Raw genomic sequence first — 15035 nt, 5'->3', positions numbered from 1 at the left:
GGATGAACTAAGGGTAGCCTCACTAACTGCTCGGTGTCTCGAGTACGTGCGTGGCCTGCGCGAGTGCCGACGCGGCCGCTCAGAACAGGGCGATCCACATGGCCAGGGGCGCGTTGACGAAACCGTGCACGGCGATGACGAGCCACGGATTGCGATGGCGGGACCAGAGATAGCCCAGGAACAGGCTCTTCACGCCGATGACCGCGACGACCGCGGCGAGATCGAGCACCGGCCCGTCGCCGCCCAGGATGGCCGCGTGCCAGGCCGCGAACACCACGCTGGTCGCCAGAATCGCCGCCCAGCGCCCGTACAGCGATTCGAGCCTGGTCTGCAGCCAGAAGCGGTAGAAGACCTCCTCCAGCACCGCGTTGATCACGAAGACCGCCGCGATGGTGACCGGATCCGGTAGCGAGTCCGGCGCGGCGGGGTCCAGCGCGTAGGTGATCAGCACGAACGCCGCGACCGCGGGCAGCGGGCGGAGCCAGCGCCCGGACAGGTCCGTGCGCGTCCACTCGCGCCAGGTCACCAGGCGCAGGGCCAGCGGAAGTATCAGCAGCAGTACGGCTTTCAACCCGAGGAACCAGAGGTCGTCGCCGCCGGCCAGGTGCAGGCCCGCCGCGAAGGCCACGGCCAGCGCCGCCAGTGACCAGGTCTGCTGGACGCGGACCCGGGGGTCGAGGTCCGCGAACGGGTCCGGTGCGGGGGTGCGCGGCGGGATCAGCCGGGCCAGGGCCAGCCCGGCGGCCGCGGGCAGGCCCAGCAGCCAGATCGACCAGGTGTCGGTGTCGTCCGCCGAGAAGCGCACCTCGGTGTTGCCGGTGACGATCAGGATCGTCAGCGCGCCGAGGAATGTCGCCGTCCCGGCGGTCAGCAGTGCGGTGCGAGTTCGCGAGCCGGTAGTCACCGCGCCCACGCTACCGACGACGGCGCTGCGGCCGCGACACGCCGACGGCTGCTAGCGTGCGGCTATGCAGAACAGTGTGACGGTGCGAATGGCCGCGCCCGCCGAGGAGATCTGGGCTCTGGTCAGCGACATCACCAACACCGGCAAGTTCAGCCCGGAGACGATCGCGGCCGAATGGCTCGGCGGCGCGACGAATCCCGCTGTCGGGGTGAAGTTCCGGGGCCGGGTCAACCGGAACGGGTGGGGGCTGAAGTACTGGACCGTGTGCCGGATCATCGCCAGCGAGCCGGGCCGCGAGTTCGCGTTCACCGTGCTCGGCCCGGGCGGGATGGGCATCAATACCTGGCGCTACGAGTTCACGCCGGTCGAGGGCGGCACGGACGTGACCGAGTCGTTCCACCTGCATCAGGAGACGCTGCCGGTGAAGCTGTACTGGCTCGCGGCCGGCTGGACGCGCGGCAAGACGAACCTCGATGGCATGCGCGAGACCCTAAACCGGATCAAGGCCGTCGTCGAGAAGTGAGGGGCGTGCCCCTGTGCGGTCGTGCCGATGGGCGTCGACGGCCCGGGCTGCGGTGCTATCGGCGGTGCGATGTGCGGGCGGTCGTCAGCCGGTTCGAAACCGGTTCGGCAACATGCCCTGCGCTCGGCGGCGCAACCGCGACGCGATCGGCGTGCGGTGGCCCGGCGCCCGGATGGCGAAAGCGGTCGGCGGCATTCCCGGTGCGCCCGTGGGACGAGCGCGACCACCACGCGTGCGGCCTATGACGCCGGGGATGCCGCGCTATCGGCGGTGTGGGCGTGGACAGCGCCGAGCGGGGTGATCCGCACGCGATTGTCGTGGAAGACCGCGCCGCCCTCGTAGTCCGAATCCCGTTCGGCGATGGTGGCATTCACGGTCGAGCCGCCGCTGAGTTTGGCCCAGCGGCCCTTGGTCGTGGCGGCGACGCCGGTCCGGACCCGGTCCGAGACCTCGGCGACCGCCTCGAACGAGCCCCGGTCGTTGGCGACGAGAATCGGTGTCCCGTCGGTGATTCCGCGCGCGGCGGCGTCGTCGGGATGCAGGGTGACGCGCGACTCCCCGGCGCGGCGGCGCAATTCCGGGTTCGCGCCGAACGTGGAGTTCAGGAAGTAGTGCGAGGCCGCCGAGATCAGCACCAGACCGTCGCCGGGATCGGCGGGCGGGGTGTAGCCGGGCAGCGGATCGTGCCCGGCGGCCAGGGCCCGGGCGGACAGGAACTGGAGCTTGTCGGCGGGCACCGGTTTCGGGGTGATCTTGAGGAAGCCGTCGGCGCGCAGGCGCGCGGTGTCGTGGCCCGCCAGCAGCTGTTCGGCCAGCGCCTCGTCCGAGTCGTACAGGGCGGGTTCGGTCAGCCCCATCCGGTGCGCGAGGCGGCGGAAAGTCTCGGTGGTGGACAGGCATTCGCCCGGCGGCGCGACGGCCGGATCGTTCCACACCAGGTAGAGGTGCCCGTAGCCGGCCAGGACGTCGAGGTGCTCGGGCTGCATGGTGGCGGGCAGGATGATGTCGGCGTAGTCGGCGGTGTCGGTGCGGAAGTGTTCGAGCACGACGGTGAACAGATCCTCGCGGGCCAGCCCCGCGCGCACCCGGTTCTGATCCGGGTTCGAGCCGACCGGGTTGGCGGCGATGACGAACAGCGCCTTGACCGGTGGATCATCGACCTCGGTGAGCGCTTCGCCGAGCCGGGTCATCGACAGCGTGCGCACCGGATGCGGCAGCAGGTCCATGCGCAGCAGCGCCGGCTCGTCCAGCTGGAAGTGCCCGCTGGTCGAATAGTGCAGTCCGCCACCGGGAATGGCCCAGTCACCGGTGACCCCGGGCAGACAGGCCAGCACCCGCAGGGCCATGCCGCCGCCCGCGTGCCGCTGCATGCCCTGCGAGGCGCGAATGGCGGTGGGGCGGGTGCGGGCGATGCGCTCGCCCAGCGCCACGATCGAGGCGACCGGCAGACCGGTGATCCCGGCGACCCGCTCGGGTGTGAATTCGGCTATGCGGTCCCGGAATTCGGGCCAGCCGACGGTGTGGGCGTCGATGTACCCCTGATCCTGCGCGCCGAGTCCGACGATCACGTTCAGCAGCCCCAGGGCCAGCGCGGCGTCGGTGCCGGGCAGCGGGGCCAGGTGCTCGTCGCAGCGTTCGGCGGTCTTGGAGCGGATCGGATCGATCGCCACGGTGTACGCGCCGCTGTCCTGGATGAACTTCCACACGTGATGCCCGGAGGTGAGCGGGTTCGTGCCCCACAGCAGGATCAGCTCGGAGTGGGCCAGGTCCTCGGGATCCATGCCGCCGGACCCGCCGAGGGTGTACTTCAACCCGGTGGTGCCGGCGATCGAGCAGATGGTCGCCTTGTGCAGGCTCGCGCCGAGCACGTTGAACAGGCGTCGCCCGGCGTAGCCCTCGAGGCCCTGCAGGTAGCCCAGACTGCCGGTGCCGTGGAACGGCCAGATGGCCTCGCCGCCGTGTTCGGCGATGATGCCGGTGAGGCGCTCGGCGATCTCGCCGAGCGCCTCGTCCCAGCTGATTCGTTCGAACCGGCCCTCGCCCTTGGCGCCGACCCGGCGCAGCGGATAGCGCAGGCGTTCGGGTGAATGCACCTGTTCGAGGTAGCGATTCACCTTCACGCACAGCGCGCCCCGGGTGACCGGGTGTTCCTTGTTGCCGCGCAGTTCCACCGCGGCTCCGTCGCGCACGGTGACCACCCAGGAGCAGGCATCCGGGCAGTCGAGCGGGCAGGCGCCGAGGACCTTCATGATCACGATCGTAGGACCCCGGCCGTTCCGGGGCGCGGCGTGCGGGGTCCTGTCACCGGGCCGCCACGCCTACAGCGGCGTCACGTACGCCCCGGAGATCCCGCCGTCCACCAGGAACTGCGAGGCCGTCATGAAGGACGAGTCGTCGCTGGCCAGGAACGCGACCGCGGCGGCGATCTCCTCGGGTTCGGCGAACCGGCCCACCGGAATGTGCACCAGGCGCCGCGCTGCGCGCTCGGGATCCTTCGCGAACAGCTCCTGCAGCAGCGGGGTGTTGACCGGGCCGGGGCACAGCGCGTTGACGCGAATGCCCTGGCGCGCGAACTGCACGCCGAGTTCGCGGCTCATGGCCAGCACCCCGCCCTTGGACGCGGTGTAGGAGATCTGCGAGGTCGCCGCGCCCATGACCGCCACGAACGACGCGGTGTTGATGATCGAGCCCTTACCACGCACGAGCATGTGCTCGATGGCGTACTTGCTGCACAGGTACACCGAGGTCAGGTTGACCTCCTGCACCCGGCGCCACGCCTCGAGCCCGGTGGTGAGAATGGAGTCGTCGTCCGGCGGGGAGATGCCCGCGTTGTTGAAGGCGATGTCCACCCCGCCGTAGGTGTCCGCGGCCTGCTGGAACAGGGCCCGCACCTGGGTCTCGTCGGTGACGTCGACCTTCACGTACAGCCCGTCGACCTCCGCGGCGGCGGCCTGTCCCGAGGTGGCGTCGATATCGGCGACGACGACCCGGGCGCCCTCGGCGGCGAAACGCCGGACCGTGGCCAGACCGATCCCACTGCCGCCGCCGGTGACGACCGCTACTCGATCCTGTAAGCGCTGCAACATATCTCCTCTGGTGCTCGGTGGGTGGATCAGTCGGTGGCGATGAAGACGTTCTTGGTCTCGGTGAACGCGCGCGCGGCGTCCGGCCCGAGTTCGCGGCCGAGGCCGGACTGCTTGAAACCGCCGAACGGCGTCCAGTAGCGCACCGAGGAATGCGAGTTCACCGACAGGTTCCCCGCCTCCACGGCCCGGCTCACCCGCAGCGCCCGGCCCACGTCGGAGGTCCAGATCGAGCCGGACAGGCCGTATTCGGTGTCGTTTGCGATGCGGATGGCGTCGGCCTCGTCCTCGAAGGGCAGCACCGCGACGACGGGACCGAACACCTCTTCGGTCAGGACGCGATCGGCCGGGCCCTGCGGGAGGACGACGGTGGGGGCGAACCAGAACCCGGGCCCGTCCGGGCGGTCGCCGGTGAAGGCCACCTTGGTCGAGGGTTCGAGGAAGCTCGCCACCCGCTCGCGGTGCGCGGCGGAGATGAGCGGTCCCATCTCGGTGGACTCGAGCGCCGGATCGCCGACCCGCACCCCGCGCACCGCGGGTTCGAGCAGTTCGAGGAACCGATCGAACACACCGCGCTGCACCAGGATTCGCGACCGCGCGCAGCAGTCCTGCCCGGCGTTGTCGAACACCGCGTAGGGCGCGGTGGCCGCGGCCTTCTCCAGATCCGCGTCGGCGAACACGATGTTGGCGCTCTTGCCCCCGAGCTCGAGGGTCACCCGCTTCACCTGCTCGGCGCAGCCGGTCATGATCTGCTTGCCGACCTCGGTGGAACCGGTGAAGACCACTTTGCGGACGGCGGGGTGGGTGACGAACCGCTGACCGACCACCGAACCCTTGCCCGCGATCACCTGGAAGACGTTCTCCGGCAACCCCGCCTGGACCGCGAGCTCGGCCAAACGCAGCGCGGTGAGCGGGGTCAGCTCGGCGGGTTTGAGGACGACGGTGTTGCCGGCGGCCAGCGCGGGACCGAAGCCCCAGGCGGCGATGGGCATGGGGAAGTTCCAGGGCACGATGATGCCGACCACGCCCAGTGGTTCGCAGAAGGTGACGTCGATCCCGCCCGCGACCGGAATCTGGCTGCCCAGCAGGCGTTCCGGCAGTCCGGCGCTGTAGTGCAGCACGTCGCGGGCGTTGCCCGCCTCCCAGCGCGCGTTGCCCAGGGTGTGCCCGGAGTTGCGGACCTCGAGCCCGGCCAGGTTCTCGAGATCGGCGTCGACGGCGTCGGCGAAGCGGCGCAGCAGCCGCGCGCGATCGCCGGGCGCGATGTCCCGCCAGCCCGGCGCGGCCCGGTGCGCGCGCTCGATCGCGGCGTCGGTCGCGGCGAGGTCGGCCGCCTCGACGGTCGCGATGACCTTCTCGGTCGCGGGGTTGATCACCTGGGATGTCGTCACCGATCGCGCTCCTGTCCGTATGTCGTTGCCGCCGCTACCAATGCCCGCATGAGCCGATGATCGGTCAGATCCGCCTCCGGGTGCCATTGCACACCGATCAGGAAGGATTCGCCACGCGATTCGATCGCTTCGATGGTGCCGTCGGCGGCGTGTGCGGTGGCGCGCAGCGGTTCGGCGAGTCGTTCGATGGCCTGATGGTGGTGGCAGTTCGCCTTGACCTCGGGGCCGATGATCGCGGCCACCAGACTGCCCGCGACGGTCGTGACGCGGGTGGCGCCGAAGACCCCGGGCGTGCGGGCGTGATCGGTGTGCCCCAGCACATCCGGCAGATGCTGCACCAGGGTGCCGCCCAGCGCCGCGTTCACCAGTTGCAGCCCGCGGCACACCGCCAGCACCGGAATGCCCTCGGCCCGAGCCAGTTCGAACAGCGAGAACTCCGATTCGTCGCGTTCGGGCCGGGTGCCGCGGGTCGCGGGATCGGGGGCCGCGCCGTAGCGGGACGGCTCGAGATCGGCCCCGCCGGTCAGGACGATGCCGTCGAGGCGGCGCACCAGTTCGCGCCGCGCGGTCCCCACGGGCGGCAGCAGCACAGCGGTGCCGCCGGCGTGTTCGACCAGATCGACGTAGTCCCGCGGCAGCAGCGCGCATTCCTGATCCCAGACCCCGTAGCGAGCACGCTCGGAGTACATGGTCAGGCCGATCACGGGCCGGAAGGCAGGCGCTCGCGGATCGCGCACCGCCGCTGCGGCTTCCGCGGTCACGGGTGCGCTGCCGGGGTCAGAGCCGTTCGAAGCCACGCACACGCTCCCAGTCGGTCACGGCCGCGTCGAAGGCGTCGAGTTCCACCTGCGCGGCGTTGCGGTAGTGGCCGACGACGTCCGCGCCGAAGGCGGTCTGGGCGGCCTTGCTCTCGCCGAACAGCAGGGCGGCCTCGCGCAGGGTGCTCGGCACGCGGGGGCGGTCCGAGCGGTAGGCGTTGCCCCGGAATTCCGGTTCCAGGGGCAGGGCGTTCTCGATGCCGTGCAGGCCCGCGGCGATGGCCGCGGCGACCGCGAGGTAGGGGTTCACGTCCCCGCCTGGTACCCGGTTCTCGAAGCGCAGCGACGGGCCGTGACCCACCACGCGCAGCGCGCAGGTGCGGTTGTCCCGGCCCCAGGCGATGGCCGTCGGTGCGAAACTGCCGGCCTGGAAGCGCTTGTAGGAGTTGATGTTCGGCGCCAGCAGGCAGGTGAACTCGCGCAGGCATTCGAGCTGACCGGCCAGGAAGTGCCGCAGGATCGCCGACTCGCCGATCGCGCCGTCGCCCGGGAAGACCGGATCACCCGACTCGGTGCGCAGGCTCAGGTGGATGTGACACGAATTGCCTTCGCGTTCATTGTATTTGGCCATGAAGGTGAGGCTGCGCCCCTCCTGGGCGGCGATCTCCTTCGCGCCGGTCTTGTAGATGGTGTGGTTGTCGCAGGTGATCAGCGCCTCGTCGTAGCGGAACGCGATCTCGTGCTGGCCGGGATTGCATTCGCCCTTGGCCGATTCGGAGTACATGCCCGCGCCGTCCATCTCGGTGCGGATGCGGCGCAGTAGCGGTTCGATCCGGGTGGTACCCAGCATCGAGTAGTCCACGTTGTACTGGTTGGCCGGGGTGAGATCGCGGTAGCCGCCGCGAAAGGCCGCCTCGTAACTGTCGTCGAAGACCAGGAACTCGAGTTCGGTGCCGACGTAGGCGCGCAGGCCGTGGGCGGCCAGGCGGTCCAGCTGGGCGCGCAGCACCTGGCGCGGGGACGCGGTGACCGGGGTGCGGGCGGGCTCGACCTGTTCCACGTCGCACAGCACCAGCGCGGTGCCGGGCAGCCACGGCACCAGCCGCAGGGTGGCGAGATCGGGGCGCAGCACGAAATCGCCGTAGCCGGTGTCCCAGGAGGACATGGCGTACCCGTCCACGGTGGCCATGTCGACGTCCACCGCCAGCAGGTAGTTGCACGCCTCGGTGGCGTGGTCGAGCACCTCGTCGACGAAATACCGTGCCGAGCAACGCTTTCCCTGGAGGCGACCCTGCATGTCGGTCATGGCGACCAACACGGTGTCCAGCGTCCCCGCCTCGATTCGCTGCTTCAGTTCGGCAACACTCAGCATCCCGGTTCGCATCACGACCCCTCTCGGCGGCAATGCCGATCACGCTAAGCGAAGTCCGGGCAGTCGGCTGCCCGAACGCGCGATGCGCTCGGCGGCACCCAGTCTGGCCGGTGCCGCGCGCGCCGGCGCGATGCCACACCGGAGTGCGCCGGGAGCAAGGTCGATCATTTTCCTGAAAGTTCGCTGCGGCGGTCGTACCGTAGTGGAGGGCAGAAACACCCTGCCGCACAGAAGGTTCCGCTGGTCGGTGGTCCAGCGGTTTTGCTTTGCTCGAGAATGCACCGTCAGCGTTGTGATACAGGGCCAGGGGGTTGCTGTGCAGCCGTTCGAACTTCCCGACTTCTACATGCCGTATCCGGCCAGGATCAATCCCCATCTCGAACAGGCCCGCGCGCACACCCGGGGGTGGGCCGCGCGGATGGGCTTCTTCGAACCGCAGGGGGGCCATCACATCTGGGACGAGACCGACCTGGAGCGGCACGACTACGGTTTGCTGTGCGCGTACACCCACCCCGACTGCGACGGCGCGGAACTGGACCTGATCACCGACTGGTACGTGTGGGTCTTCTACTTCGACGATCACTTCCTCGAGCTGTTCAAGAAGACCGGCGACACCCGCGGGGCCCGGGACTACCTCGAACGCCTGCGCGCCTTCATGCCGCTGGACAGCGTCGAGATGCCCGAACCGACCAACCCGGTGGAGCGGGGCCTGGCCGACCTGTGGCCGCGCACCGTGCCGAGCATGTCCCTGGACTGGCGGCGGCGTTTCGCCACCACCACGCAGGCGCTGCTCGAGGAATCCCGGTGGGAGCTGGCCAACATCACCGAGGGCCGCATCGCCAACCCCATCGAGTACATCGAGATGCGGCGCAAGGTCGGCGGGGCGCCCTGGTCGGCGAACCTGGTGGAACACGCGGTGGCGGCGGAGGTTCCGGCCGAACTGGCCGCGACCCGGCCGCTGCGCGTGCTGTGCGACACCTTCGCCGACGGCGTGCACCTGCGCAACGACATCTTCTCCTACGAGCGCGAGGTGCGGTCCGAGGGCGAGAACGCCAACGGCATCCTGGTCGTGGAACGGTTCCTGGGCTGCGAGACCCAGGCCGCCGCGGAGATCGTCAACGATCTGCTGACCTCGCGGGTGCAGCAGTTCGAATACACCGCGCTCACCGAATTGCCGCTGCTGTTCGCCGAATACGGGGCCACGCCCCGGGCGCAGCTGGCGGTCGCCGCGTACGCCAAGGGGCTGCAGGACTGGCAGGCCGGTGGGCACGAATGGCATCTGCGCTCGAGCCGGTACATGAACAAATCGGGCAACCGCAAGAGCGCGACCGCCGCCCTGGCCACCGGGCTCGCGCCGAACGGGCTCGGGATGTCGGCGCTTCGCCTCACCCCGGGCGCCCTGGGGCTCGGCCCCCGCGTGCGCAGCTTCGCCCACGCCCCGGAGCCGGTCGGCCCGACACCGCTGCCGGAGATCTACATGCCCTTCACCCTGCGGCTCAACCCGCTGGTGGACCGCGCGCGCGAACGCACCGTGGAGTGGGCGCGCGCGATGGGCATGCTCGAACCCGCGCCCGGGATCGAGGTGAACATCTGGTCCGAGCGCGACCTGCGCGATTTCGACTTCCCGCTCTGCGCGGCCGGATTGGACCCGGACGCCACCGGCGACGAACTCGACCTGTCGAGTCAGTGGCTCACCTGGGGCACCTATCTCGACGACTACTACCCGGCCGTCTTCTTCCCCGCCAAGAACGTGGTCGCGGCCAAGGCGCAGGGGGTGCGGCTGGCCGAGTTCATGCCGGTCGAGGGGGTGGCCGCCGAGCTGCCCGCCAATCCGCTCGAGGCCGGGCTGGCCGATCTGTGGTCGCGCACCACCGCGCCCATGGACGGCGCGCAGAAGCGGGAATTCCGCACGGCCATCCAGAGTTTCCTGACCGCCTCCGAATGGGAGGTGCTCAATCACACGCTGCACCGCATCCCCGACCCCATCGACTACGTCGAGATGCGCAGGGACACCTTCGGTTCGGACCTGACCAAGTCACTGTCCCGGCTCTCGCACGGCAATCTCGTTCCGCCGCAGATCTACCGGACCCAGACGCTGTCGAACCTGGAGAACACCGCGGCCGACTACGCCGTGCTGCTAAACGATCTGTTCTCGTATCAGAAGGAAACCGAGTTCGAGGGCGACTTCCACAACGGCGTCCGGGTCATCCGCAATTTCCTGGGCTGCGATCGGGATCGGGCCGTCGCCGTGGTCAACGACCTGATGACCGCGCGCATGGAGCAGTTCGAGCGGGTGGTGAGTGTCGAGTTGCCCACGCTCTACGAGGAATACGAGCTCGAACCCGACGTGCGCCGGGTGCTCGATCGGCGCGCGCGGGAACTGCAGGACTGGCTGGCGGGAATCCTGCACTGGCACCTGGAATGCCGGCGCTACGGCGAGGAGCAGTTGATCGCGCGGTACCGTCCCGCTCCGCCGATGCCCGCCGCCCCGGTGACCCCGGGATTTACCCGGCCGTCCGGACTCGGCACCACCGCGTACCGGTTCGGTGCGGCGCGCGCCGTGCACAGCTGAACCGGCGACGACTCCGGGCGGCTCGAACCGGGCCGCCCGGAACGCCGTATTGCTCCGGGGACCCGCGGTGCGGTCGCTACCCTGGAGGCTCGACGGCGGAAGGTGGGGGAATCAGGTGAATACCGGAGCGGTATCGGTGGCCTTGCCGATCGCGCTGGCCGTGATCATGTTCGGGCTGGGATTGTCGCTGACCATCGACGATTTCGCGCGTGTCGCGCGGCATCCGAAGGTGGTCGCGATCGCGCTGATCTGCCAGGTGCTGGTGCTGCCGGCGCTCGCGTTCGGGTTGATTCTGGCGTTCGATCTGCCGCCGTTGCTCGCGGTGGGCATGATGCTGCTCGCGGCCTCGCCCGGCGGGGCGTCGGCGAATCTGTTCAGCCATCTGTTCCGCGGTGATGTGGCGCTCAATGTCTCACTGACGGCGGTCAATTCGGTGATATCGGTGGTCACCATCCCGGTGCTGGTGAACTTCGCCATCGACTATTTCGAGCCGGTCGACGACACCGGTGCGATCGGGCTGCAGCTGGGCAAAGTGGTGCAGGTCTTCGCGGTCGTGCTGGTACCGGTGGTGCTCGGCATGATTCTGCGGCGGGCGGCCCCGGGGTTCGCCGAGCGCATGGACAAGCCGGTGCGGATCGCCTCGGTGGTGCTGCTGGCGCTGGTCGTGGTGGTGGGCGTGAGCGCCGAACGGTCCGACGCGGCGGGCTATCTGCGCCAGGTCGGCGCCATCACCGCGCTGTTCTGCCTGCTCAGTCTGACCACCGGATATTTCGTGCCGCGCCGGCTCGGTATCGGGCGGCGCCAGGCCATCGCGTGCTCGATGGAGATCGGCATCCACAACAGCGCCATCTCCATCACCATCGCCATCAGCGTGCTGGACAGCACCCAGATCGCCGTGCCGGCGGCGGTGTACGCCATTCTCATGACGCCGATGGCCGCGGCCGTCGGCTGGCTGCTGACGCGCTCGCGGCACCCGCGGCACGACGCGGCGGATCTGCAACGCGCCGATTCCTGAAGGAGGCCGGGGACTTACGGGCGCGGGCTGGCCAGCCGGGTCGGTTGCAGGCGGCCCCGCAGGGTGACCGATTCGCCGAGGTCCCAGTGCTTCTGCTCGGCCGCGTCGGCCGCGGCGACGGTGTTCTCCGAGGCCAGCACGCGCGCGTCGTAGGACTTGGCGAGCTCGCACAGGCGCGCGGCCTCGTTGACCGCGTCGCCGATCACGGTGAACTCGTAGCGGCGGTGCGCGCCCACGTTGCCGGCGACCACCCGCCCGGCGGCGACACCGATGGCGGCATCGAATTCGCGGGCGGCGCCGGTCAATCGGGCACGGATGGCGCGGGCCGCGGACAGGGCCGCGGCGGCGGGGTCGGCCAGTGGCGCGGGGGTGCCGAAGACCGCCAGGGCCGCGTCGCCCTCGAACTTGTTCACCAGGCCGCCCGCCAGCTCGACCTCGTCGACCACGATGGCGAAGAACTCGTTGAGGATGGTGACGATCTCGGGGGCCGGGCGCGAGGCGGCCATGGTGGTGGAGCCGATGATGTCGATGAAGATCGCGGCGGCGTAGCACTCCTCGCCGCCGAGTTCCTGATTGCGTTCGAGGGCCGCGGCCGCGACATCGTGACCGACGTGGCGGCCGAACAGGTCGCGGATCTGCTCCCGCTCGCGCAGGCCCTGCACCATGCGGTTGAAACCGCTTTGCAGTTCCCCCAATTCGGTGCCGTCGTAGACGGTGACGGCGGCATCGAGATCGCCGTTCTCGACCCGGCGCAGCGCGTTGCGCACGCCCCGGATCGGGGCGACGGTGGCCGCGAGGGTCTGGGCCATGAGCAGGCCGCCGAACACCAGGGTCGCCCCGCCGAGCGACAGCACGCAGACCGCGAGCCGCGCGGTGCTGATGTCCATGCCGCACAGCGCGAGCAGCGCCACCACCATGAGCAGCGCGACCGGGATACCCGAGCCCAGCAACCAGACCAGCGCCGAACGACCGAACACGCCCACGCCGCGGGCCTGCCGGGACGGGGTCGCGTCCAGGACCCGCGCGGTCACCGTGCGCAGCGCGAACTCGGCGACCAGATAGCTGTTGGCACACACCACGATCGCGCTGAACCCGATGCCGAGCAGGAACTTCGGGACGAAGACCGGGTCCATGAACCCGTACAGCGGGGTCAGCACCGCCATGCCGCCGAGCCACAGCGCGGCCTGCTGGAAGGCCAGCCGGCGCGGCACCCGCGCGGCGGCCCGGCGTTCCTTCTCGTCGGGCACGTGATCGTCGTCGGTGGCCCACCGCAGTGTCCGCACACCCCACACCGTGCCCCAGGTCATGCCCACCACCAGCGCGAGCGCGGCGTACAACGGCGTGGCCAGGAAGTTCAACAGGATCAGGTCCCGCGTGAACACCGACGGACCGGGCAGCACCGCCCCGATCAGCGCGATAGCCACCGCGATCCCGACCAGATTGCCCAGGATGAGCGGCACGGTGAGCAGCGTCTGCACGCGCACCCGCCGCGACAGCGCCCCTTCGTTCGCGGGCCCGAGCAATCGCGACCCCCACGGCGCCGACCCCAGCGCCCTGCGCTCCCCGCCATCGACCATGCGGCCAGCCTAGGGGAAATGCCGTCCCGACGACCGCTCCAGCTCGGTGCCGGCCCCGCTCGCCGGTTGCCGACGTGGATGGCTGCTCCGAAGGGCGGAGGGGTGGAGCCGCCACCCGATCCCGGCATCGAGCAAGGGCGTCCTGTGGATCACGTGACCAGGCGTGCCCGGGTCAGGTGATGTATTCGCCGACCAGGTCACTGTTCCGACGCGATGCGGCGTCGTTGATCCCGATGATGTAGCCGTCGGGGTCGGCGAAGTAGAACTCGCGGGTGCCGGTGTGGTCGGTCGAGGGACCACGCAGGACGGTTGTGGCTGCCGTGCAGGTGTCGAGCATGGTCTGGAAGTCGCTGACTTCGAGGTAGAACATTCCGGTGAAGCCGATCGGTTTGCCCGCGAGTTCGGGGAGCCAGTTCTCCAGTTGCGTGTTCCGGTAGAGCATTCCGCAGAATTGGCCGTCGAAAAGGAGCATGTGGATGTCCTCGGGGCCGGCAGCGGTGCGGCTGTCGACGGTGAATCCGAGTTTCTCGTAGAACGCCTTGCTTGCGGCGGTGTCCCGCACGCCGAGACAGGGTGCGAATGCCATTCGGTGTCTCCTTCCCGGAACGAATTGTTTGTCGAGGTTGGGCGTCAGTTGAGGTGTTTGATCAGGATGGCGTACTCGCCTGCCAGCCTATGGGCCGTCCACCCTTGTGCCTGGTAGAGCCGTTGGGCGGGTCGGTTTTCGCGATGTACGCCCAAGGTCAGAGCGGGCAAGCCCGCCGCGGCGGCGGTGTCCTGGAGGCGGCTCAGCAATGCGGTTCCCAGCCCCTGCCCGCGTGCGGTCGTGGTGGTCGCGATGGTCAGTTCCGGGGTGCGGTCGTCGATGAATGCCGGTGAGGCGATCGAGCGGTCGAACAGACGGATCCACACCGCGCCGAGGGGTGTGCGGTGTTCGTCCTCGGCGATGATGCCCAGGTCGGTGGGCAGCCCCCAGTCCGCGACGTAACGGTAGGAGTCGGGCGTAACGGGCAGGTCGTCGACGGTGAGCATGTGCCCGGAGGCGTGAGCGGCTTCGATCAGCATCCGGGTCAGGAAGTGCTGGTCGTGCGATGTGCTCTCGCGCAAGGTGAATCGGGAGGTGAGCATGGTGACCTTCCTGATCAGGGACGGTCCGGTGAGTGCTGGACAAGGGGTCGAGAATTCACCGGACCGTCGCGGTGGGCCCGTGGTCAACGGGCTTAGGGGGATGTCGGGCGGAGGCGTTGCTGGAGGCGCGTGCTGTGTTGCCCGAACTCGGGGTCGTTCAGGGGCGCGTTCACGAAATCAGTGCACCGTAGTCGCCGCTGGAGCCGGGATTCGAGGCATCCGATACACAGGATCGTCTCGGGCCGGGCTCCCGCGTGAGACCAGAGATCGTCGTGCACGGTGTACCACTCGTCAGGTCCCGAGAGCGGCGCGGTCAGCAGATCGCAGTCGTGGCAAGGGAATTCCTCACGCTCGTGATCGTGGACAGCCCCGATGACGCGCCGCGGGATCGCTGATCGGAGTCGGTGGATCGCGTGCGCCAGCACCCGGGCTGCGGCGGCCACGGCGCCGACTACGCTGTCGTGCGCCGTTGCACGCTGCCCTTCTTCAGGCACGAGGTGCACACCTTCATCCGCACGGGGGTGCCGTCCTTGATGGCTCGGACCGGTTGGATGTTCGGGTTGAACCGGCGGCTGGTGCGTCCTTTGACGTAGCGCTGCTGAGCGCGGCGCCCGGCGCGGGCGACGCGTTTGCCGAAGCCGGGTTTCTTGCCGCACACATCGCAGTGGGCAGACATGGTCTCTCCTGTTCTCGAAGGTGGTCGCCTCCGGTT

Annotated in this window: 13 protein-coding genes; 3 read left to right on the top strand and 10 right to left on the bottom strand. The window is 69.5% G+C overall.

Annotation, left to right across the window (positions count from 1 at the left end; translation table 11 throughout):
• Positions 1-79: 79 nt before the first annotated feature.
• Positions 80-904, bottom strand: coding sequence for a CPBP family intramembrane glutamic endopeptidase (locus ACWDOP_RS17095; protein ID WP_456345857.1), 825 nt, complete (start codon positions 902-904; stop codon positions 80-82).
• A gap of 64 nt (positions 905-968) precedes the next feature.
• Between ACWDOP_RS17095 and ACWDOP_RS17090 the strand changes: the two genes are divergently transcribed.
• Positions 969-1427 carry an SRPBCC family protein gene (locus tag ACWDOP_RS17090; RefSeq protein ID WP_456345856.1) on the top strand — a complete coding sequence of 153 codons (459 nt, stop codon included), beginning with the start codon at positions 969-971 and terminating at the stop codon, positions 1425-1427.
• Between the two features lie 239 nt (positions 1428-1666).
• Here the strand turns inward: ACWDOP_RS17090 and ACWDOP_RS17085 are convergent, their stop codons facing one another.
• The 5 genes from ACWDOP_RS17085 to ACWDOP_RS17065 form a co-directional block, all read right to left on the bottom strand.
• Positions 1667-3676, bottom strand: a complete 2010-nt coding sequence (locus ACWDOP_RS17085) for a molybdopterin-containing oxidoreductase family protein (protein WP_456345855.1) — start codon at positions 3674-3676, stop codon at positions 1667-1669.
• A gap of 69 nt (positions 3677-3745) precedes the next feature.
• The gene (locus ACWDOP_RS17080; protein ID WP_454205216.1) at positions 3746-4513 is read right to left on the bottom strand and encodes a 3-oxoacyl-ACP reductase; all 768 of its coding nucleotides are present in this window, start codon (positions 4511-4513) and stop codon (positions 3746-3748) included.
• A gap of 26 nt (positions 4514-4539) precedes the next feature.
• On the bottom strand, positions 4540-5901 hold the full coding sequence (locus tag ACWDOP_RS17075) for an aldehyde dehydrogenase family protein (protein WP_456345854.1): 1362 nt from the start codon (positions 5899-5901) through the stop codon (positions 4540-4542).
• Positions 5898-6662 carry a gamma-glutamyl-gamma-aminobutyrate hydrolase family protein gene (locus tag ACWDOP_RS17070; RefSeq protein ID WP_456345853.1) on the bottom strand — a complete coding sequence of 255 codons (765 nt, stop codon included), beginning with the start codon at positions 6660-6662 and terminating at the stop codon, positions 5898-5900. Before ACWDOP_RS17070 ends, ACWDOP_RS17075 begins: the two co-directional genes overlap by 4 nt.
• 16 nt (positions 6663-6678) lie before the next feature.
• Positions 6679-8043, bottom strand: a complete 1365-nt coding sequence (locus tag ACWDOP_RS17065) for a glutamine synthetase family protein (protein ID WP_456345852.1) — start codon at positions 8041-8043, stop codon at positions 6679-6681.
• Between the two features lie 304 nt (positions 8044-8347).
• On the opposite strand from ACWDOP_RS17065, the gene ACWDOP_RS17060 reads away from it, so the two are divergent.
• The gene (locus ACWDOP_RS17060) at positions 8348-10603 is read left to right on the top strand and encodes a terpene synthase family protein (RefSeq protein WP_456345851.1); all 2256 of its coding nucleotides are present in this window, start codon (positions 8348-8350) and stop codon (positions 10601-10603) included.
• Positions 10604-10718: 115 nt separating this feature from the next.
• Complete coding sequence (locus tag ACWDOP_RS17055; RefSeq protein ID WP_456345850.1) at positions 10719-11618, top strand: bile acid:sodium symporter family protein; 900 nt, start codon at positions 10719-10721, stop codon at positions 11616-11618.
• A 14-nt stretch (positions 11619-11632) separates the two neighbouring features.
• Here ACWDOP_RS17055 and ACWDOP_RS17050 read toward each other — a convergent pair whose 3' ends face one another.
• The 4 genes from ACWDOP_RS17050 to rpmB form a co-directional block, all read right to left on the bottom strand.
• Positions 11633-13195 (bottom strand): adenylate/guanylate cyclase domain-containing protein, encoded by a 1563-nt coding sequence (locus ACWDOP_RS17050; RefSeq protein WP_456345849.1) that lies wholly within the window; start codon positions 13193-13195, stop codon positions 11633-11635.
• A 172-nt stretch (positions 13196-13367) separates the two neighbouring features.
• Positions 13368-13781, bottom strand: coding sequence for a VOC family protein (locus tag ACWDOP_RS17045; RefSeq protein ID WP_456345848.1), 414 nt, complete (start codon positions 13779-13781; stop codon positions 13368-13370).
• Positions 13782-13825: 44 nt separating this feature from the next.
• A complete protein-coding gene (locus tag ACWDOP_RS17040; protein WP_456345847.1) occupies positions 13826-14323 on the bottom strand; it encodes an N-acetyltransferase family protein in 498 nt (165 codons plus the stop codon).
• A 451-nt stretch (positions 14324-14774) separates the two neighbouring features.
• Positions 14775-14999 carry a 50S ribosomal protein L28 gene (gene rpmB, locus ACWDOP_RS17035; protein ID WP_456345846.1) on the bottom strand — a complete coding sequence of 75 codons (225 nt, stop codon included), beginning with the start codon at positions 14997-14999 and terminating at the stop codon, positions 14775-14777.
• Positions 15000-15035: the final 36 nt, after the last annotated feature.

It is taken from the genome of Nocardia sp. NPDC003693, from assembly GCF_053981095.1.
This window is presented reverse-complemented; position numbering and strand designations above follow the sequence as displayed.